Genomic DNA, 18,888 nt, shown 5'->3' on the forward strand with positions numbered 1-18,888 from the left:
CGACCGCAGGGAGTGGCGAGTGTCGGGGATCCATTCCGGAACGGTGAAGAATCCGAACCGGAGCAGCCCAGGTGATGGAGAAACCGATCCCGGATCCGGCCGCCAACCGACAAGCCGAGAGGGTCAACCGTGACACGTTACGTCTTCCGGGACGGTCGCTTTCGCGACCGCGACACCGGTGCGCCCATGGACATACCGACAGGGCCGCTGGCCAAACCCGGCATTGCCAGGCCGATGCCGGAATATGCCAGCCCGATCGATGGCCGGGTGATCAGCACCCGCCATGAGCGCCGCGAGGACATGAAGCGCAACAACTGCGTGGAGGCCGGCGACATGCCTTCGCCGACCGGCGGGAAAATCAGGAACAAGGCCTTCGCCGCCAAGCGGGGCCTCACAGTCAGCGAGGACTACCGATGACGACAGTGAATGGCGAAGCCCCGGGTGTTACGGATCTGGGCGTTTCGGATGCGGGCGCCGCACCGGTCGAGAGCGTCAACGACGACGACGCGCTCGGCGCCGTCTGGGACCAGATCGAGAGCAACAAGGCAGACGCCGGTGCCGGCCTCACCAGCGCCGGCCGGCGCGACGGTTCTTCGCCGGCCAGGAATCCCCCACTGGCCAAGAATTCCCCACTGGAAGGTGAGGGAACGGGAGGGGCGGCCGAGGTTTCCTCGCCCTCGGTCGTGCCCCTCCCGGCCAACTGGCGCGGCATGGAAGGCGAGTGGGGCAAGATCCCGGCGGAGGTGCAGGCGAGGATCGCCCAGCGCGACGCCGAACTGCACACGCGCATGTCGGAACAGGGCCGGCAGATCGGCGCCATGCGCCAATACAACGAGATCTTCGAACGCAATGCCGACCTGCTTGCCGGGCGGACCATGCCGGATGGTTCCGCGCCGTCGATGGCGGAAGCGGTCGACTTCCTGTTCAGCGCCCAGCGCCGGCTCGACGAGAACCCCATCGCCGGCCTGATCGACATTGCCGACCGCTACGGCGTGCGCCAGCATCTTGCGGCGGCGCTGAGCGGCCAGATCGACATCCCCGCCGACCCGCAGCCGCCCGCCATGACGCCGGCGGACATTGCCTGGGTGATAAGGGAAATCCAGCAGGAAGACGCCATGGCGCGATCTGCCAACGAGGAAGTGAGCCGCCTGGCCAAGGACAAGCCGCTCTATTCCGAGCTCGCCGAAGACGACATGGTGCATGCGATCCACAAGGCACGGGCCAGGCTTGGCGACACCGCTTCCCACGAAGCCGTGTTCGACCTTGCCTATGACATGGCCGTGAATGCCGACCCCGATCTCAGGGTGAAGGCAGCCGCCGCCGCAAGGGCCGCCGCCGCCGACCCGAGGAGAATGGCCGACGCACGCCGCGCGGCTGCCGTCAACGTGACCTCGACCTCCACCGGCCAGTCGCGCCAGTTCAGCGAAGACGAACTGCTCGGCCAGGCCTATGACGAAGCTCAGAACTCAAGGTGATCAAGATGGCAGGACCATCCACTGTGTTCACGCAGATGGTTTCGACCACGCTGCGTAACGCCGCAACCGAGGTTGCGGACAATGTGAGCAAGAACAATGCCTTGCTCGCCCGCCTCAAGAAGAAGGGCAATATCCGCAATCTCGACGGCGGCACTGAAATCCAGGTTCCGCTCGAATATGGCGAAAACGGCACCTACCAGCGCTATGGCGGATACGAGACGCTGAACACCAACGCCTCGGACGTGGTGACGTCGGCGAAATACGACTGGGCGCAGATCGCGCTGCATGTCGTGTCGAGCGGCCGGGAACTGCGCCAGAATTCCGGCAAGTCGGCGATGATCAACCTGGTGAAGACCAAGAAGAAGAACGCCCTGCACACCGCGGCGAACAACTTCTCGATCGACCTCTATTCGGACGGCTCGCTGCCGAACCAGATCGCCGGTCTCGCCAACATCATCCAGTCGAACGGCCAGGGCACGGTCGGCGGCATCGACAGTTCGCTGTGGCCGTTCTGGCGCAACAAGTTCCGCGAGATCCCCGGCACGGACGCCTACACCAAGGACACGATCCTGGGTGAAATGAACCGGCTGTGGATGGCGCTGACGCGCGGCACCGACACGCCGGACCTGATCACGTTCAGCCACGACCTGTTCTCCGTCTACGAAGCCTCGCAGCAGCAGTTCCAGCGTTACCAGGATGCCGACCTCGCCCAGACCGGCTTCCTGTCCTACAAGTACAAGACCGCCGACGTGATCTTCGACGACAACACCAACTTCGCCACCAATGCGGAGCGGGCCAACTTCCTCAACACCGACTACCTCTACATCTTCCAGCACAAGGAAGCGCAGTGGTCGCAGGACGAGGAGAAGAAACCCGTCAACCAGGACGCCGTGGTCATCCCCTATTACTGGATGGGCAATGTCGCCTGCTCGAACCGTTCGCTGCAGGGCGTGCTGCTCGATGTGAGTTAGTTCCCTCAAACGCCGGGCGCGGCCCATCCGGGCCGCTTGGCTCACGCGCCAACGGGCGCGGCGCGCGGTCGCGCGCTCCAACGGTCAAAATGACCGTTGGTAACAGATCCCTAAAGTTGCAAAAAACAAGGAGAACGAGATGGTTTATTCCGTTACCCCGATCGTCGGGCTGCGTCTCGGCGAGGTGATCAAGGCGGGCGAGGATGCCGTTGCGCTGGGTACCGTCGTGACCGGCAATGACGGCCACGACTACGTCCTGGCAAAGGCCACCGACGCAGTCGCCAATGCTGCGACCGTGATCCTGACCGAACCGGCGATGACGGTCGCCACCGGCGCCGGGGCCTGGACCAACACCAACGCGGCGCTCGTCACGGGTGACCGCGCCTGGTTCAGGAAGACCGTGGTCTAGATTGTCCTCACGTATTTAGATTGTCCTCACGCTGTCGCCGCTTCGCGGCTCGCTCCGGACGGGGCGCGCCGTAGGGCGCGGCGCACGGTCGTGCTCGCGGTCTTCGACCGTATCTCACGCTGCCGCCGCTTCGCGGCTCGCTCCGGACGGGGCGGGCCTAAGGGCCCCGCCCCACATCCGCTCACCTTCCAAAAGGAGGCCATCATGGCTGAGAACGACAAGCCGGTCATTCGACTGATCGGTTTCAGGACCACATACGAAAAACTGCCGGTGCGCGGCACCGATCCGCTCAAGGACAAGGCGGATGCGCAGGGCTTTCTGCTGAACGAGGCCGGCAAGCGCGTGATCGAGCCGCAGGAGGTCGACTGGGCGATCTATGCGCCCGGCCACAGCCCGCTGGGCACGCACACGGTGGAGCGCGTCAAGCATCTCATTCCCGATCCCGACCGCCATGGCGACGACCTCGACGGCACCAAGCTCGCCTTCATGACCGCGCGCTGGGAGAAGATCCGGCCCGCCTACGAAGCCTGGAAGGCCGGCAAGGAGTTGCCTGCCTCGGGCACGCCGCTGACGGCATGGCCGGCGCTCAACGAAGAGCAGGTCAGGATCTTGCGGCAGGTCGGCATCCAGTCGGTCGAGGAGATCCGCGATCTCGCCGAGACGCAGATCGGACGCGTGCCGCTGCCCAACATGCGCGACCTGATCAAGCAGGCGGCCGTGTTCCTGGGCAATCTCGACTCGTCCGCCATGGCCGAGCGCGAAGCCAAGAAGGACGAGGAGATCAGCGACCTGAAGGAGCGCCTGGTGGAACTGGAAAAGCTGCTGGACGGCCGCGCCCGGCCGGCCGCGACGACCGAGCCGCCGGCGAGCGAGGAGCTGGCCAGCCTGCGCGCCGAGCTCGATGCGCGCGGCATCGCCTATGACAAGCGCTGGGCAGCGCCGAAGCTGCGCGCGGCTCTCGCAGAGGCTGCCTGACCATGGCGATCGGCGATGTTCTGAGGCAGGTTTGCGTGGCCGTGGGCGAGGCTATCCCGCCGGCTTTCTTCTCCACGTCCGCAGGCACTTCCCGGACGTGGCAGCAGCTGCAGCTGCTGGCCAATGAGGCCGCCCGGCAGATCGCAGGCGGCTTCGACTGGCAGGTGCTGCGCAAGGTCGCCGAGATCTCCGGCAACGACACCGCCGAAAGCTTCGATTTGCCGGCGAACTTTTCGCGCATGCTGAAGAGGACGAGCCTGTGGTCCTCGCGCTATCGCTGGGACATGACCCACATCGTCGACAGCGACGACTGGCTGTCGTTCGAGTTCACGACGGTCGCGCCGCTCTTCGGCGCATGGACGATGCATGGCGGGCAGATGCACATCCAGCCGGTGATGATATCGGGGGAAAAGGCCAAGTTCTTCTACATCTCCAGCCAGATCGTGCGGGCAAGCGACGGAACGCTGAAAGCCGCCTTCACGGCGGACGAAGATACATTCCTGCTCGACGAGCGCCTGCTGCGGCTGGCGATCATCTCACTGTGGAAGCAGCTGCAGGCGCAAGACTTCGCGGCGGAACTCGCCGACTACGAAATCGCCTTCGACCAGGCAAGCGACAGCGACGGCGGCTCGAAACCGGTGCTTTCGGGCAATGTGGCCGGGAACTCGCGCGGCCGTACGGTGTGGCCGGGCACGGTGACGGGGTAGCGTGGCTGTATTGCGTACCCCGGTCTGAACCGGTTCTGGCGTCACCACCGTTCCGGAATGGATCCCCGACACGCTCCGGTCGCTCCGCTCCCTCACGCGGTCGAGGATGACGAGGGGAAAGGGCGTCCCCGACAAACTCCAACGTCGGTGACGACGCCGGGGCAATACCGGGACCGTGACAGCACATGAAAGCCGTCATCCTCGACCTCGGAGCGACCGAAGGGAGTGGAGAGAGTGTCGGGGACCCATTCCGGAACGCTGGTGAAGTCCGCCATCGGCCAGAACAACTCAACCAGGACATGCCATGAAAAGCGCCACTCTTGCTCGCCTTTCACAGCCCGCCCGCGGCCGCCGCGCGCAGATGACCACGCTGCCCGCGCCGATGGCCGGCTGGTTCACCGCCGGCAACCTGGCATCGATGCCGCAAGGCACCGCCATGCGGCTCGAGAACTGGCGCCCGACCAACACCGGCATCGTGCAGCGCGGCGGCAGCAAGACGCGCGCGACCATTTCGGACGGGCCGGTCGAAAGCTTCATTTCCTACAACGCCACGCAGAAGAAGCTGTTTGCGGCAACACGCACGGATATCTTCGACGTGACGACGGTGGCCGATCCGAACGTGCCGCCGCCGGCTGCCGTATCGGGCCAGACCAGCGGCTATTACGCCTTCGTCAACTTCACCACCTCGGGCGACGAATACCTGACCGCGGTCAACGGCACCGATTCCCTTCTGCTCTACCATCCAGACAGCGGCTGGAAGAAGATCACCGACACGTCGAGCCCGGCCATCACCGGCGGTGCGACGGCGACGCTCTCCTTCGTGTGGGTGTATCGCAACCGCCAGTTCTTCATCGAAGGCGGCGGCCTCAGGGCGCGCTATCTGCCCGTCGGCAGCATTGGCGGCGCGCTCGGCACGATCGACCTGAACGGCGTGTTCCAGCGCGGCGGCTCGCTGATGTTCGGCTCCTCATGGTCGGTCGATGCCGGCGACGGCCTGGACGACAAATGCGTCTTCGTCACCAACCAAGGCGAGATCGCCGTCTACCAGGGCGGCGATCCGGCCTCGGTCACCGACTGGCGGCTGGTCGGCCGCTACGACCTTGCCCGGCCGCTCGGGTCGCGCGCGACGATGCGCGTGGGCGGGGACCTTCTGATCGCCACCGAGATGGGCCTGCTGCCGATTTCCCAGGCGATCGCAAAGGATATCTCCGTGCTCGACCAATCCTCCGTCAGCCGCGCGATTTCGCCGGACTGGCGGCGGGAGGCGAAGGCGCGGCGGGCGCTGCCCTGGGAAATCGTCAAATGGCCGGAACGCGCCTATGCGATCGTCAGCCTGCCGGTGACCAATGGCAGCCAGCAGGGCCTGTGCTATGTGCTGAACACCGAAACCGGCGCCTGGTGCACCTATACGGGCTGGGATGCCCGCTGCCTGATCTTCCACAATGGCGAAGTGCTGTTCGGCACAGCCAAGGGCAAGGTCAAGGACACCGAAATCACCGGCACCGATGACGGCCAGGCGATCTATTACACCTGCGTCGCCAACCCCGATCACCTCGAGACCCCGGGGCTGCTGAAGACGATCCTGCGGGCGCAGGCGACGCTGAAGACGGCGACGCCGAACGAAAGCCTGCTTTCCGGTTCGACGGACTACCGCGTCAAGCTGCCGGCCCCGCCCAATCCCGCCGCCGACGTTCCGGCCGCCGGCATCTGGGGATCCGGCCGCTGGGACCAGGCGCTGTGGGATGCCACCATGGCAAGCGCCCTCACCGACATCGTCAAGACCAGCATCGGCCTGACCGGCTCCGTCTTCCAGTGGCAATTGCAGGTGACGGGCGCACAGTCGTCGGCGCCGGTCGTCGAACTGGTCAGCGTGGACGTGTCGTTCGAGACAGGCGCGCAGGCGCTGTAGAGCGAAATGCAACCCTTCTGGGGCCATGACGAGGCCGTGGCGGCATGGGTTGCCCGGCATATACCGGGCTGCGAGCGCGGCTTCGACACTTGCCGGGCCATGGGCGTGCTCGAGGGCGAGAGGCTCGTCGCCGGCATGGTCTACCACAATTGGGAACCGGAACATGGCGTCATCGAGATCTCGGGCGCGGCCAGCACACCGCGCTGGCTGACGAGGCCCGTGCTCTGGCAGATGTTTGCCTATCCGTTTCTCGGCATCGGCTGCCAGCTGGTGATGATGCGCGTTTCCGAGTGCAACGAACAGTGGAACGGGCGCGGGCTGCCGCGCCTGCTGAAGGCCTACGGCTTCGACAGACACACCATTCCCCGCCTCTACGGCCGGCACGAAAACGGGCTCGTTTTCACACTGACCGACGACGCCTGGCGGACCAACGGATTTCACAGGAAGGAGCTAGCCGCTCATGGGTAAGCCGAAAGCACCGACGCCGCCCGACCCGAAGGAAACGGCGGCAGCGCAAACGGGCACCAATGTGTCGACATCCATCGCCAATGCGGTGCTGGGCAACGTCAACCAGGTCACGCCGTATGGCAACCTGACCTACAACCAGTCCGGGACGCACAAATTCACCGACCCGACCACGGGCAAGACCATCGATGTCCCCACCTACACGGCGACGCAGACGCTGAGCCCTTCGCAGCAGGCGATCTTCGACCAGTCGCAGCAGGCGCAAGGCAATCTGGCGAAGATCGGCAACCAGCAATCCGCTTTCCTTGCCGACTACCTGAACAAGCCGATGGACTTCAGCAACCTGCCCGCCGGCGGCGATGCCTCCAGGATCGGTGCGCAGCAGTACCAGCAGTTCCAGTCCGGGCCGCAGCTGGACACGCAGATCGCCGACGCCGGGCAGATCACCAAGGACTATGGGCCGAAGGACGGTTACGCCAGCAACACGCAGGAGGTGCGGGACGCGATGTTCTCGCGCCTCAACCCGGAGCTCGACCGGCAGCGCGCCGCGCTGGAAACCTCGCTGGCCAACCAGGGCATCCGCATCGGCTCGACCGCCTATGACACGGCGATGAACCAGTTCAACCAGGGCGTGAACGACCAGCGCACGTCGGTGCTGCTGGCGTCCGGCCAGGAACAGAGCCGGCTTGCCAATCTCGACGCGCAGCGCGCCGGCTTCCAGAACGCCGCGCAACAGCAGCAGTTCATGCAGAACAGCGCGCAAGGCGAGTTCGGCAACACGGCCAGACAGCAGATGTTCCAGAACCAGAACAGCGTGACCGGGCAGAACAACGCGCTGCAGGACCAGCGCATGAACGCCCAGCTCGCCCAGTTCAATGCCGCCAACCAGCAGCGGCAGATGGCCCTGCAGGAGGCCTATGCGCGGCGCGCCCAGCCAATCAACGAAATCACCTCGCTGCTTTCGGGCGCACAGGTGCAGAACCCGAACTTCGTCAACACCAGCATGCCGAACATTCCGACCGTGGATTATGCCGGCCTGGTCAACCAGAACTACAATCAGAAGCTCGGCATCTACAACCAGCAGGTGGCGGCGCAGAACAGCCTGCTCGGCGGCCTTTTCGGTCTCGGCGCATCGGCGATCATGAGGTCCGACCGCAGGGCCAAGAAGGACATCAGGAAGCGCGGCCGCATCGACGGAACCAACATCTACGAGTTCCGCTATCGCGGCGAGGAGGGCGATGCGCCCAAGCATGTCGGCGTGATGGCGCAGGAGGTGGAAAAGACGCGGCCCGACGCGGTGATCGAAATCGGCGGCGTCAAGCATGTCGACTATGGCAAGGCGCTTCCCGGCCTGTTCGGACTGGGGCAGGCATCATGGTGAGCTTCATTTTCGACGGCGACAGGCCGCGCCGGCCGATGACGCCGGAAGAACAGCGGCAAGCGCAGATGGCTCTTGCCATGAACATGCCGACCGACATCGGCGGCGGGCTCTCGGCCATCGGCCAGGCACTGATGTACCGCCAGAACAGCGACGGCAGTTTCCCACCGGCGCCAGGCGCAAGCCCTCTTTCGGGGCTTTTCGGCCTGGGCGCCACGCGCAGCGCAAGGATCCCGCTCTGATGCCCCTCTCCTTCATCTTCGGCAAAGGCCAGCAATACGAAACGCCGGAAGAGCTGGCGAAAGCACGAGCCGCCGCCAACAGCCTGCTGGCCGACCAGCCGACACCGACCGATCTCGGTTCGGGGCTGAACGCCATCGGCCGGGCGCTGCTCTATCGCTCGATGATGGGCGACATCGCGGCCAGCGAGAAAGCCGGCCGCGACAGTGCAGCAGCTGCATTCAACCCGATCGCCGGCGCGCTCAGCGGCCCCGGTGCATTTCCCCCGCCACCGGGCGGATCGTCAAAGGTCGCTCAAGCGCTGGTCGGCAAGCCCGCTTCAAAACCCGACAACCCGAACCTGCCGAGCCGGCTCGACTTTGCGAGGGCGGATGCGGCGAGGACTGCCGGTGGGCTGCCAGACATGCCGACGATGGAAAGCTACATCCGACAGTCTGCCGCGCAGCGCGGCATTGATCCCGATGTCGCCGTACGTGTGGCCCGCTCGGAAGGCCTTCAGCGTGGAACGTGGCAATCGAACGTCACCAGGAACGGTGCCCGCGAGCCAAGCTATGGACCTTTCCAGCTTCTCGTAGGCGGCAAGGGGACAGGTTTCCCCGAAGGCGTCGGCAATCGCTTCATCGATGCCACAGGCCTCGATCCGGCCGATCCCGCCAACTGGCAGCAGGGCATCGATTTTGCGCTCGATACCGCCGGAAAACATGGCTGGGGGCAATGGTACGGCTCCAAGGCCGTGGGCATCAGCCCGTTTCAGGGGATCGGCGCCCGTGCGGCCCCTGCCACCAATGTCGGAGCGGCCGGCCAGTCCGGCACCAGGCAGGTCGCAGACTCGGCAATCGAAACGGCTGCGACGCAGGCGCCGCACGCTTTGCCGACAGCCGGGGCGAGACAAGACCATCCGATCTCCGAAGTTTCGCAGGCAGGACAGCACCCTGCGGCGCAAAGCAACCTGCCTGCGCAGGGTGCGCAGGCCGAGCAGTTCGACCTCTCACGGCTGCCTGCCGCCGCGGGCGGCATCGCAGACACATTCGACGCCTCCAAAGGCTCGACGCTGCCGCTGCTCCTCAACGCGCTGCAGAACCCCTGGCTGAATGAAACGCAGCGCGGGTTGGCCAAGCGCGAGATCGAGCGCCTGACTGGACAGCGCCAGCAGGAGCAACCACGTGACCCCACCTTGCTCGACGTCCCGAAGCGTCCAGAAGCCCTAGAAATCCTGAAAATGAGCCGCGAAGAATTGGAGGCAATTGCAAATGGTAACCGCTGACGAAGCCCGGCGCGAGCTGGCACGCCGTGAACTCGAGCGCGCGCAACAGGGTAGTCGACCTGCACCGGCCGATGACTATGCCAGCAGCTGGTTCGCCCAGCTCACATCCGGCGCCAACGAGGGGATCGCCAAGACACTGGGCGCGCCTGTCGATCTGACGAACAACTATATCGTCGGCCCGGCGATGCACGGCATCAATGCGATCGCGGGAACGAATTTCCAGCCGTCGGAAGAACCTCTTGGTGGCAGTGCCGGCCTGCTGCGCAGCCTGCAGGATATCGGATCGATCAAACCGCCGACAGATGATCCGGACAAGCAACTCGGTCGCCGGCTGTCCGAAGGAGTCGCCAGCACCCTTCTCACCAGCATGGGCGGAATTGCAAAGGCCGAGGCTCCAATCCGTGAGACGCTGAAAGCTATCTACAGCGGACTTGGCAGTGGTGCCGGCGGCACCCTTGCAAACTACATCGCACCCGACAATCCTTATGCCGAGCTTCTCGGTCAACTTGTTGGAGGACGGGTCGCGAGCGGACCGTTTGAAATGGGTCGCCGAGCACCCAGGCAGGTCTATGAAGCCGTTCCGGAGCTTTCGAGGCGGCAGGCATTGCTGGAGGCCTACTATGAAAAAGCCGGCGATCTCGCGCCCCTTTCGGCGCCGGCCGCAGTGGGCTACACAAGGCGGGCCGTCATGGGCCGCCCTGTGATGGAAGGCCCACCGACAAAAGCGCGCCCCAGGAACGCCAGCGGGAATCGCATATTGGATGCGCTAAGGGTCGGTCGACCAACAGCTATCGCCGATTGAGCCGGTTGCCGTACCAGTTCTTGGCATATCCGGCTACGCACCCCCAGAAGAAGAAAACGACGGCAGTCGATATCGGGTTCTGAAGCAATGTGTTTTCGGATTGCGGCGTTCCAATCAGATAATTGAAGAACCAGAGGCCGGCAGCAATCACAGCCGCGACGGCACCCCAAATGAATGGGTTTGTTTTCTTCATGACATTACCGCGGCCGACTTGGCGGCAGCCCCCCGAGCGATTGCGGCGACGTTCATTCTTCCACTCCCCTCCAACCCTCAATGAACCATAGCGCATTCCTGAGCGGTCGTTAAGGGCCAGCTAATGCCAAAGCGAGGGCAAACATGGGCACCGCCTAGACCTGACTGCGGCTGTGGAATGCGAACTGATAAGCTCAGAAAAGTCGTAGCCGAGGCACATAGGCAGCCTTCAACCACTTGGCAGCCCCCCGAAAACATTCATCCCGGCCTTCCAGCCAAGGCCAACCACCATCATAAATCCGCATAGGAGTCCGCCCATGCCTCGCGTGAACGGCGTCTACCAACTCTTGCCGGGCGTCTATGGCGTTCCGAACGAGCCGATCGCATCCGTGCCCTACAACAGCCAGCTGGACGATCTGGCGAAAGACGCCAACGACCCGCGCCCGGTGACGGCCGGCGGCACGGGAGCTCAGACGCCCGGGGAGGCGCTGACCAATCTCGGCTTCTCGGCATTCGTCAAATCACTGGTCGGCAAGACGACGGACGCCCTCTTCCGCACTGCCGTCGGTGCCGATGATGCCGCCAATCTGACAAAGGGCCGGCTGCCGGCAGCCCAGAATACCGCTGGCGTGATGATGACGGCCAGCGGCACGGATACCACCACGGACTGGAACACGTTGGTCTCGCCCGGCCTGGCACCAACGCTGTTTACGGGCACCTCACCCAATGGACCGGGGGATGGGTCCTATCTTTATGCGTGGAATTTCGAATACGGCGGCGGGCAGATCACCCAGGTCGCCTGGCCATACGCCTCGCCCCTGACCAATATCTACATTCGCGGCCGCTACTCCGGCGCATGGTCGGCCTGGAAGAAGCTGGCATACGAAGGTGACGTCGCCAAACTGACAGGAGCGGCGTTCAGTGGTGATGTAAAATCCGCTCGTTTCCTCAGCGGTTATGCCGCCACTCAGCCGGGTCAGATCGCCACCTCAGCGAACCTGGTCATCTACAATCCTCGTCGCTCCATCGAATGGGGATATCCGGATCTAAATCACTGGTACACCAACACACTTGGTGCCGACGCTACCGGCTACGGCCATTTATTGTTCGGTGGAGAGGCTGCAGACACAGCTGACAAATGGAATGCGCCGGGCAACACTGGCGCGATCGGCATCCGAAATCTGGTTGGCGCCTCGGCCCTCGATGTGTTCCACGTGCCCAATGGGCTGAATAAGAACGCAACGCAGCTATTTCGCATCAACAACTCGGGAAATGTCGTCGCACGAGGTAATTTCTTCGAGAACGAACAGAGCGGCCGATATCGTCAGGTCTGGAATATCCCGGCCGGTATGATCGGGTTTTTCGCTCTTGGCAGCACGCCGAGCGGTTGGCTCCCGGCGAATGGCGCTGGTGTCAACAAGGCAGACTACCCGGACCTCTGGGCGGCGGCGGTCTCCTCAGGCCTGACTGTTTCAGAGGCCTCGTGGCAGGCCGGCTACTACGGCCGATACAGCGACTATAGTTCAGGCGTGTTCCGCGTTCCTCTGATCAACGGCTCCTTCGTTCGCGGCTATGACGGTGGCTCCGGCATTGATCCGAGTGGCGGGGCTATCGGCGTCAGGTACGCTGACACGATCAGGTCGCACAATCACCCGCTGACCATCGACGCGGCTGGTAGCCACAACCACGGCCAGGCGGTGTATCGCGGGTGGTCCGACTCCGGAACATATGCTGCATCCAACCTCGCCACCTCTCTGAACGCCTATGCGCAGACTGACTACAACGGCGCTCACTATCATACCGGTACGGTCGGATACGCCGGTTCAGCAGAAACTCGCCCCGCTCACATCCCGCTCCTCGTCTGCGTCAAATATTGAGGCCGTCATGCAAGTCTATCACTACGACATCGGCACAAAGCTTCTGAGCGGCACCTCCGAAGCGCATCCGAACCCCATGCGGGAAGGCGAGTTCCTTATTCCGGCATTCGCCACGGCGCTGATGCCGCCCGCTTTGGCGCCAAACGAAGCAGCGAAGTGGGTAGACGACCATTGGGCAATCGTTCCGGTAGTGGTTGACCCGGGAACCGGCACAGCGCAACCGATCGATCTTGTCGGCTATGCCGGCGATGTGCGGTGGCGCCTGGAGATCGGCGGCACGGGCATGGTGGTCGAAGATATGTCTATCCCGATCGCAACAGACCGAGACTCACAAATGAAGATCTTTGCGTCACGTTACCAAGCGGACCGAGATCCGAACTTCACCGTCAATTGGAAATGCCCGGATGGGGCATGGCGCATTTTGAATGCCTCAGCGATCCTGGCCGCAAGCAACGCGGTTTTGCTGCATATCAAGAAGTGCTTCGACACCGAGCAACTTGTCGTTCAGAAGATCGGCGCGGGCGAAATTACAACGGTGCCACAGGTCGACGCTGCCTTCGCAAGCATGTGATGATTTGATTGCCGCATAGGCAGTAAGCAGCCAGAACAGCGACACATTCAAAAGGACAAACCATGGACCGTTCGCGTTTCTACGCGACGCTGCGCTTGCGCACGTCTGGTGTTTTCGGCACGGCTTTGTCTCAGAGCCAGGTGGATGGGCTGGAAGTCGTCCTGGACGCTGGCCAAAATACCGGCCTGCCGCTCCGGCATATCGCCTATGCCTTGGCTACCGCTTACCATGAGACCGGCGGCAAGATGCGGCCGGTCAATGAAGGCCTCTCCTACAGCAGCGCTACACGCATTCGCGAGGTGTGGCCGAAGCGCTTTTCCAGCATTGCCGCCGCCATTCCTTACGTCCGCAACCCGCAGGGCCTCGCCAACCGCGTATATGCCGGCCGTATGGGCAATGGCGATGAGGCTTCCGGCGACGGCTGGCGTTATCGCGGCCGTGCGCTGCCGCAGCTCACCGGCAGGGAAAACTATGAAAAGGCATCCAAGCTGGTCGGGGTCGATCTCGTCAGCGATCCTGACGCCGCGAACGATACCGACATTTCGGCGCATATCCTCATCGAAGGGATGCGCGCCGGTATGTTCACCGGCAAGAAGCTGGCAGACTTCGTTTCGGGTGATTGTACCGACTACGTCGGCGCCCGAGCAATCATCAATCCAGACGTAAAGGCTAACGGCCAGAAGATCGCCGGTTATGCCAAGGCGTTCGAAACTGCGTTGCGCGATGCCGGCTACATCAGTCAGGCGCCGACACCAGCGATACCTGCTGAAAAGCAGAGCAAGACGCCTCCACCAGTTCCCACCGTCTCGCCGCCAACGACGGCCCGGCCTGAACCGCAGGCAATGCCTGTGATCACGCGTAGCCTATGGGCCGAACTCGCAAACATCTTCTTCCTTCTCATTCACAGAGGAGCCTAGCCATGTGGAAACGTATCAAACGTTTCTTCAAAGACAGCGAAACGATCTTCTGGGCGCGGCTGCAAACTGCGCTCGGCATCGTTGCCGCAGCCCTGACTTATGTCGATCCATCATTGCTCCAGCCGATTATCCCGGCTCAATACTTCCCATGGCTGCTGGTCGCGAACGGCATCATCACCGAATATCTGCGCCGTCGCCGGGAGGACGGCCTGTGACCGCCCTTCTGCAGCAGCTCTGGCCTTACATCGTCGGGGTCGTCGCCGCCATCGTTGCCGGCTGGAAACTCAGGCAATCGGGCATCGATGCCGAACGGGCGCGGCAGATGCGAGAAAAGCTGGCTGCCGCCGAAGACCGTCTCGAGATGGACCGTGAGGCGACCGCCATCGAACGGCGCGTTTCCGGCATGTCCGACGACGAGGCCCGAAAGGAGGCCATGCGATGGTCAAGGCGCTGATCCTTGTCGCGATGCTCGCCGGTTGCGGTTCGACCGGGGACAGCCCTTTGCCTTCCAATCCTCGCTCGATCTGGTGCACGCACAATTTTCCGCGCCGGGATGCCAGATCGGACACGCTACGCACCGATCTGGACGAGATCAACAGGCACAACGCCCAGGGCGTTGCGTGGTGCGGATGGAAGCCATGACAAGGCATATCTCCGTCGACCCCGACGAATTGAAGCGCATCGTCAAGGAAGCGGTGCGCGAGGAACTGTCCGCCGCCGGCCTGCGCATCGACGAGCCCGAACACCAGTTCGAAGCGCGCGAGGATTTCCGGTTTCTCCGCAACCTCCGCCAAGCGCTTGCCGGCATTTCCAGCAAGGTCGGCGCGGCGGTGATCCTGTCGATTGTCTCAGGCCTGCTGTGGCTGTTGTGGAATGGAGTTCAGGCGCTGCTGCCGCCAAAATGACCTCCGCATTTTGTGCTCCGACTTGCAAGCGCTTAGGATTTTTCAGATCGCAATATTGCAGCCATGTTACGGAAACTGGTCGTGCTGATCGCCATGAAACAGCGGGCTATCGCGGCACACAGAACATGTCGAAATGTGGCCAACGCTCCATGTCCGCGGCATTGAGCAACTGCCCCTTCAACTCGGCGCATGACCATGAACGGTGGCAGTCGTAGCCAAGCTCGTTCAGGAAATCGAGAAATGCGGTTCTCTGTTCGATCGATGTGCGTTTGTAGACCTCGCACAGGATGAAGGGCCTCACCGAGACGATCAATTCGCGCATCGTTTCAAGCACGGCATGGTCGTTGCCTTCGGCGTCTGTCTTGATCAGACGGATTCGGGACAGCCAATCGGGGCTGGTGGCGCGCAGTTCGGCAAGTACATTACGTCCCTCCACTTCGAGCGGGTACATATGACCATGGGCAAGCCGGCCGAAGCGATCGAGGTCACCGCCATTGCAGTAGCCGGGATCACTGTAGTTGAAGACCAGTTTTGTCGGCTGCTCGGTCGCGGCAAAATGCATGATCTCGATCGGCGCCGCCTGCGGGTTTAGCAAGGCATTGGCCTCCAGAACCGGCCAGAGGTATCGGTTGGGCTCTACGGCAAAGACCTTGCCTCCCGGCCCGACGGCCAGCGCATAAAGCACGCTCGTGTCGCCGACATGCGCGCCGATATCGATGACGGCGTCGCCCGGCGAAAGATATTTTCTCAATTCGTCAATCGCGCCTAGACTGATGTCCGGCGCGCTGCATTTGGGATGCAGCCACACGGCAAACTGCACCAACTCCCTGTTCACCAGCTCGAACTCTTTTATGGTGTAACCATAGGTTTTCGGGCCTTTGCGAAAGCCAAGCGCGGCAAACACATCCCTAGGTTTCACGACAGGCCCTCGCCAGTACCTGCCCTTCAATCGCACCAAGCGTGTCGAAGCTCAACAGCTTTCGCAGACGGCCCAGGATCGCGTGAATCTTGACGGACGGTTAGCCATCATTCGCGTCAAATCGTTTGCACTGGCCGTGGTGGCATTGATGGTTATCTGCGCCTTCCCTAAAATATCTGTACTGCAGCGTGAGTCCCATCGTCATGTCCGAGCAGGAAGCGAACCATCGCGAACGCGAGCACCGGCAACGGGTGTTCAAAGGGGCGACGATCATCACCAGCATCCACAATTCGGAAATCGCCTGCGTCGTGCGCAACCAGCATACCAGCGGCGCCGAACTCAAGGTGGCCGCCGATGCCATCATTCCCGAACGCTTCAGCCTTTATGTGCCTGTCGACGGTGTTGCCTACGAGGCCCTGGTGCGCTGGCGCCGCAACGACCGCGTCGGCGTGCAGTTCACTGGTACGGGACCGAAGCCCCGCTTCCACTACGGCTGAGCCTGACCATTCGTTCCGGGGCTCCATTCTTGCCGTGCTTTCGCTTGTCCTGACCAAGGCGTGCTGAGAGCCCTTCCGGGGAGCAAGTTGCCGTTTGCGGACATCGGGCGAATCTCAACAGGCCTCGGTTGACGCTGCGCACTGCTGTGGTTAGCTTCGGATTCGGAATTGGTTCCGCCGCAAGGCGGATGAAAAGGGAACACGGTGCGGCCGAGCAATCGGTCAAAGCCGCGACTGCCCCCGCAACTGTAACCGTTGAGCCTTCTTCCACAATGCCACTGGTCGCCTCGCGCGGTCGGGAAGGCGGAAAAGGGCGATGACACGGAAGTCAGGAGACCTGCCTGTTCCAGTCACCCATGCTTGATCACGAGGGGTGGTCAGGCGCGGTCGTCCGTGGCGGTGACACATGAAGTGTTGCCGCATGCCGGAACGGCCGGGAGGTGAAATGCGACTGTCCGCAAATCCCCCGTCAGCCATTTCCGCCTGCGGTTCGAAATGAACCTCGCGGCGCCGTTGCGCCGTCGATCCTTGTTGGGGGCGGAATTGAAGAAAACCGTTGTTTTGGCCGGTGCCATCGCACTGGTTTCCACAAGCCATGCCGGCGCTCAGGATCCTGCCGGCAATGCCACGATGCTGGAGCGCATCGTGATCACGACACCGCTCAGGCGCGAGACCACTCTGGCGCGCTCGACCTCATCGGTGACGGTGATCGATCGCCAGAGCATCGAACGTTCGGCCGCACCAGACCTGCCGTCTCTGCTCAAATCCTATACCGGCGTTTCGATCGTTTCTTATGGCGGCCAGGGCGGTTCGACCAATCTCTACCTGCGCGGCATGTCGGCCAGCCAGACGCTGTTGCTCATCAACGGCGTAAGGGCAAGTTCGGTCACCACCGGCACGGCTTCGCTCGGCAACATCCCGCTGGATTCGATCGAACGCATCGAGATCGCCAAGGGAGCACATTCGGCGCAATATGGCTCCGACGCCATGGGCGGCGTCGTCAACATCATCACCAAACAGGGCGGCTCTTGCGCCGACGGCCGCGACAGCTGCGGCTCGGTCACGGCTGGCGTCAGCCATCCGTGGGGCGGCACCCTGTCCGGCAATGTGCGGGGCCGAAGCGCGAGCGGCGTCGACTATTCGTTCGGCGGCAGCGTGATCGGCACGCGCGGCTACGACTTCACGCTGCCAACCGCCTTCGGCCATGAACCGGACGATGACGGCTTCCTGCTCGGCTCCATGAATGCCTCCTTGTCGAAACAATTCGACTGGGGTCGGATCTATGGCGATGCCTTGGTCGCCCGCAGCCGCGGCCAATACGATGCCTCCTTTCCGCTCGCCAACGAGGTCGACACAACGAGCTTCGCCGGCAAGCTCGGCACCGAGATCAGGCATTCCGAGAACTGGTCCTCGACAGTGGAATTGTCGAGCTCCGTCGATCGCTCACGCAATTTCCGCGATAGTGTCGCTGGCAATGACCGCTTCGACTCCAGCCGCTATGGCCTCTTCGCCTCGACACAAAAGAGCTTCGACACTGGCGCCGTTTCGCACGTGCTGACCGGCGGCGCGGAGGTCTATCGCGAACAGGTCGATTCGACCGTCGATTTCGACGTGACCGCACGTACACTGGCGGCGGTGTTCAGCCAATACTCGCTTTCCTACGAGGCGCTGACCGTCGACAGCGGCATTCGCTACGACCACAATGGACAGTTCGGTGGCGCCACCACCTACAATGTCGGCGCAAGCTACGAGATCCTGCCTGACCTCACACTGCGCTCATCCTATGCCACTGGCTTTCGGGCGCCGAGCTTCAACGAACTTTATTATCCGAACTACTCCAATCCAAATCTCAAGCCGGAGAAGTCCAAGTCCTATGAGGTCGGGCTGAACTGGCAGGCGGGCGCCGACACCAATCTCGATGTCGCCTTCTATCAAACCTGGCTGACCGATGCGATCGCCTCCAACCCGCCGACCTACCTGCCTTTCAACGTGGCCAAGGCACGCATCACCGGTTTCGAGGCCGCACTCGCGCACCGCTTCAGCACCGAATGGAGTAGCAAGGTGAGCGTCGATATCCGCGAACCGCTCAACCAGGACACCGGCAAATACATCCCCTATCGCGATCGCCTCAAGGCGATGGCTGAGATCATCTACAGCCCGACCGAAGAACTGGACCTAACGACACGCGTGCTTTACGGCGCGGCGCGTTATGCCAATGCCGCCAACACGCTAGAGCTGCCCGACTATGTCACCGTGGATTTCACCGCACTCTATGCGCTGGATGCCGCTTCGCAGGTGAAGTTCGCCGTCGAGAACCTGTTCGACGCGGACTATTCGACGGTCACCGACTACCGGGCGCCCGGCCGCACTTTCAATCTGAGCTTCACCCGGACATTCTAAGGACCGGGAGATGGC

The 18,888-nt window shown here is 62.8% G+C and carries 22 protein-coding genes and 1 riboswitch; of the genes, 21 read left to right on the forward strand and 1 reads right to left on the reverse strand.

Annotated elements, in window-relative coordinates:
• Positions 1 to 129: 129 nt before the first annotated feature.
• The 19 genes from AO692_RS22545 to AO692_RS22640 all read left to right on the forward strand — a co-directional run bounded on the left by AO692_RS22545 (position 130) and on the right by AO692_RS22640 (position 15,057).
• Complete coding sequence (locus AO692_RS22545; RefSeq protein ID WP_152979933.1) at positions 130 to 417, forward strand: hypothetical protein; 288 nt, start codon at positions 130 to 132, stop codon at positions 415 to 417.
• Positions 414 to 1,475, forward strand: coding sequence for a hypothetical protein (locus tag AO692_RS22550; protein WP_054312276.1), 1,062 nt, complete (start codon positions 414 to 416; stop codon positions 1,473 to 1,475). The genes AO692_RS22545 and AO692_RS22550 overlap by 4 nt, the downstream gene beginning before the upstream one ends.
• 5 nt (positions 1,476 to 1,480) lie before the next feature.
• On the forward strand, positions 1,481 to 2,446 hold the full coding sequence (locus AO692_RS22555; RefSeq protein WP_054312438.1) for a phage major capsid protein: 966 nt from the start codon (positions 1,481 to 1,483) through the stop codon (positions 2,444 to 2,446).
• Positions 2,447 to 2,585: 139 nt separating this feature from the next.
• A complete protein-coding gene (locus tag AO692_RS22560) occupies positions 2,586 to 2,855 on the forward strand; it encodes a hypothetical protein (RefSeq protein ID WP_054312277.1) in 270 nt (89 codons plus the stop codon).
• Between the two features lie 204 nt (positions 2,856 to 3,059).
• Complete coding sequence (locus tag AO692_RS22565; protein ID WP_054312278.1) at positions 3,060 to 3,830, forward strand: hypothetical protein; 771 nt, start codon at positions 3,060 to 3,062, stop codon at positions 3,828 to 3,830.
• A gap of 2 nt (positions 3,831 to 3,832) precedes the next feature.
• Entirely contained in the window at positions 3,833 to 4,537 is a 705-nt protein-coding gene (locus tag AO692_RS22570; RefSeq protein ID WP_054312279.1) for a hypothetical protein, read from the forward strand.
• A gap of 304 nt (positions 4,538 to 4,841) precedes the next feature.
• A complete protein-coding gene (locus AO692_RS22575) occupies positions 4,842 to 6,446 on the forward strand; it encodes a hypothetical protein (RefSeq protein ID WP_054312280.1) in 1,605 nt (534 codons plus the stop codon).
• Between the two features lie 6 nt (positions 6,447 to 6,452).
• Positions 6,453 to 6,914, forward strand: a complete 462-nt coding sequence (locus AO692_RS22580; protein WP_054312281.1) for a hypothetical protein — start codon at positions 6,453 to 6,455, stop codon at positions 6,912 to 6,914.
• Positions 6,907 to 8,292 carry a tail fiber domain-containing protein gene (locus tag AO692_RS22585; protein ID WP_054312282.1) on the forward strand — a complete coding sequence of 462 codons (1,386 nt, stop codon included), beginning with the start codon at positions 6,907 to 6,909 and terminating at the stop codon, positions 8,290 to 8,292. Before AO692_RS22580 ends, AO692_RS22585 begins: the two co-directional genes overlap by 8 nt.
• Positions 8,286 to 8,531: a hypothetical protein gene (locus tag AO692_RS22590; RefSeq protein WP_054312283.1), complete on the forward strand. Its 246-nt coding sequence runs from the start codon at positions 8,286 to 8,288 to the stop codon at positions 8,529 to 8,531. Before AO692_RS22585 ends, AO692_RS22590 begins: the two co-directional genes overlap by 7 nt.
• A complete protein-coding gene (locus AO692_RS22595) occupies positions 8,531 to 9,793 on the forward strand; it encodes a hypothetical protein (protein WP_054312284.1) in 1,263 nt (420 codons plus the stop codon). Before AO692_RS22590 ends, AO692_RS22595 begins: the two co-directional genes overlap by 1 nt.
• Positions 9,780 to 10,595: a hypothetical protein gene (locus tag AO692_RS22600; RefSeq protein WP_054312285.1), complete on the forward strand. Its 816-nt coding sequence runs from the start codon at positions 9,780 to 9,782 to the stop codon at positions 10,593 to 10,595. Before AO692_RS22595 ends, AO692_RS22600 begins: the two co-directional genes overlap by 14 nt.
• A 509-nt stretch (positions 10,596 to 11,104) precedes the next feature.
• Positions 11,105 to 12,664 carry a tail fiber protein gene (locus tag AO692_RS22610; protein ID WP_054312287.1) on the forward strand — a complete coding sequence of 520 codons (1,560 nt, stop codon included), beginning with the start codon at positions 11,105 to 11,107 and terminating at the stop codon, positions 12,662 to 12,664.
• 7 nt (positions 12,665 to 12,671) lie between these two features.
• Complete coding sequence (locus AO692_RS22615; protein ID WP_054312288.1) at positions 12,672 to 13,235, forward strand: DUF4376 domain-containing protein; 564 nt, start codon at positions 12,672 to 12,674, stop codon at positions 13,233 to 13,235.
• Positions 13,236 to 13,297: 62 nt separating this feature from the next.
• On the forward strand, positions 13,298 to 14,152 hold the full coding sequence (locus tag AO692_RS22620) for a hypothetical protein (RefSeq protein ID WP_054312289.1): 855 nt from the start codon (positions 13,298 to 13,300) through the stop codon (positions 14,150 to 14,152).
• Positions 14,153 to 14,154: 2 nt separating this feature from the next.
• Positions 14,155 to 14,367 (forward strand): hypothetical protein, encoded by a 213-nt coding sequence (locus AO692_RS22625; RefSeq protein ID WP_054312290.1) that lies wholly within the window; start codon positions 14,155 to 14,157, stop codon positions 14,365 to 14,367.
• Positions 14,364 to 14,606 (forward strand): hypothetical protein, encoded by a 243-nt coding sequence (locus AO692_RS22630; RefSeq protein WP_054312291.1) that lies wholly within the window; start codon positions 14,364 to 14,366, stop codon positions 14,604 to 14,606. The genes AO692_RS22625 and AO692_RS22630 overlap by 4 nt, the downstream gene beginning before the upstream one ends.
• Complete coding sequence (locus AO692_RS22635; protein ID WP_054312292.1) at positions 14,591 to 14,794, forward strand: hypothetical protein; 204 nt, start codon at positions 14,591 to 14,593, stop codon at positions 14,792 to 14,794. The genes AO692_RS22630 and AO692_RS22635 overlap by 16 nt, the downstream gene beginning before the upstream one ends.
• The gene (locus tag AO692_RS22640; protein WP_054312293.1) at positions 14,791 to 15,057 is read left to right on the forward strand and encodes a hypothetical protein; all 267 of its coding nucleotides are present in this window, start codon (positions 14,791 to 14,793) and stop codon (positions 15,055 to 15,057) included. Before AO692_RS22635 ends, AO692_RS22640 begins: the two co-directional genes overlap by 4 nt.
• Positions 15,058 to 15,163: 106 nt before the next feature.
• Here AO692_RS22640 and AO692_RS22645 read toward each other — a convergent pair whose 3' ends face one another.
• Positions 15,164 to 15,976: an FkbM family methyltransferase gene (locus tag AO692_RS22645; protein ID WP_161808116.1), complete on the reverse strand. Its 813-nt coding sequence runs from the start codon at positions 15,974 to 15,976 to the stop codon at positions 15,164 to 15,166.
• A 203-nt stretch (positions 15,977 to 16,179) separates the two neighbouring features.
• On the opposite strand from AO692_RS22645, the gene AO692_RS22650 reads away from it, so the two are divergent.
• Positions 16,180 to 16,473, forward strand: coding sequence for a hypothetical protein (locus tag AO692_RS22650; RefSeq protein WP_054312295.1), 294 nt, complete (start codon positions 16,180 to 16,182; stop codon positions 16,471 to 16,473).
• Positions 16,474 to 16,625: 152 nt separating this feature from the next.
• Positions 16,626 to 16,833: riboswitch (cobalamin riboswitch) on the forward strand.
• A gap of 135 nt (positions 16,834 to 16,968) precedes the next feature.
• A complete protein-coding gene (locus AO692_RS22655; RefSeq protein ID WP_054312296.1) occupies positions 16,969 to 18,873 on the forward strand; it encodes a TonB-dependent receptor in 1,905 nt (634 codons plus the stop codon).
• The last annotated feature ends 15 nt before the right edge of the window (positions 18,874 to 18,888 follow it).

The sequence above is a fragment of the Mesorhizobium sp. 1M-11 genome (genome assembly GCF_001303895.1).
Lineage (GTDB): Bacteria > Pseudomonadota > Alphaproteobacteria > Rhizobiales > Rhizobiaceae > Mesorhizobium.

What these genes read in the sequence shown, in the direction of transcription:
- AO692_RS22580 (WP_054312281.1), top strand. Translation starts at nt 6,453, where the DNA reads ATGCAACCCTTCTGGGGCCATGACGAGGCCGTGGCGGCATGGGTTGCC.
- AO692_RS22590 (WP_054312283.1), top strand. Translation starts at nt 8,286, where the DNA reads ATGGTGAGCTTCATTTTCGACGGCGACAGGCCGCGCCGGCCGATGACG.
- AO692_RS22560 (WP_054312277.1), top strand. Translation starts at nt 2,586, where the DNA reads ATGGTTTATTCCGTTACCCCGATCGTCGGGCTGCGTCTCGGCGAGGTG.
- AO692_RS22555 (WP_054312438.1), top strand. Translation starts at nt 1,481, where the DNA reads ATGGCAGGACCATCCACTGTGTTCACGCAGATGGTTTCGACCACGCTG.
- AO692_RS22595 (WP_054312284.1), top strand. Translation starts at nt 8,531, where the DNA reads ATGCCCCTCTCCTTCATCTTCGGCAAAGGCCAGCAATACGAAACGCCG.
- AO692_RS22610 (WP_054312287.1), top strand. Translation starts at nt 11,105, where the DNA reads ATGCCTCGCGTGAACGGCGTCTACCAACTCTTGCCGGGCGTCTATGGC.
- AO692_RS22635 (WP_054312292.1), top strand. Translation starts at nt 14,591, where the DNA reads ATGGTCAAGGCGCTGATCCTTGTCGCGATGCTCGCCGGTTGCGGTTCG.
- AO692_RS22620 (WP_054312289.1), top strand. Translation starts at nt 13,298, where the DNA reads ATGGACCGTTCGCGTTTCTACGCGACGCTGCGCTTGCGCACGTCTGGT.
- AO692_RS22600 (WP_054312285.1), top strand. Translation starts at nt 9,780, where the DNA reads ATGGTAACCGCTGACGAAGCCCGGCGCGAGCTGGCACGCCGTGAACTC.
- AO692_RS22565 (WP_054312278.1), top strand. Translation starts at nt 3,060, where the DNA reads ATGGCTGAGAACGACAAGCCGGTCATTCGACTGATCGGTTTCAGGACC.
- AO692_RS22625 (WP_054312290.1), top strand. Translation starts at nt 14,155, where the DNA reads ATGTGGAAACGTATCAAACGTTTCTTCAAAGACAGCGAAACGATCTTC.
- AO692_RS22575 (WP_054312280.1), top strand. Translation starts at nt 4,842, where the DNA reads ATGAAAAGCGCCACTCTTGCTCGCCTTTCACAGCCCGCCCGCGGCCGC.
- AO692_RS22570 (WP_054312279.1), top strand. Translation starts at nt 3,833, where the DNA reads ATGGCGATCGGCGATGTTCTGAGGCAGGTTTGCGTGGCCGTGGGCGAG.
- AO692_RS22585 (WP_054312282.1), top strand. Translation starts at nt 6,907, where the DNA reads ATGGGTAAGCCGAAAGCACCGACGCCGCCCGACCCGAAGGAAACGGCG.
- AO692_RS22550 (WP_054312276.1), top strand. Translation starts at nt 414, where the DNA reads ATGACGACAGTGAATGGCGAAGCCCCGGGTGTTACGGATCTGGGCGTT.
- AO692_RS22650 (WP_054312295.1), top strand. Translation starts at nt 16,180, where the DNA reads ATGTCCGAGCAGGAAGCGAACCATCGCGAACGCGAGCACCGGCAACGG.
- AO692_RS22640 (WP_054312293.1), top strand. Translation starts at nt 14,791, where the DNA reads ATGACAAGGCATATCTCCGTCGACCCCGACGAATTGAAGCGCATCGTC.
- AO692_RS22655 (WP_054312296.1), top strand. Translation starts at nt 16,969, where the DNA reads ATGAACCTCGCGGCGCCGTTGCGCCGTCGATCCTTGTTGGGGGCGGAA.
- AO692_RS22615 (WP_054312288.1), top strand. Translation starts at nt 12,672, where the DNA reads ATGCAAGTCTATCACTACGACATCGGCACAAAGCTTCTGAGCGGCACC.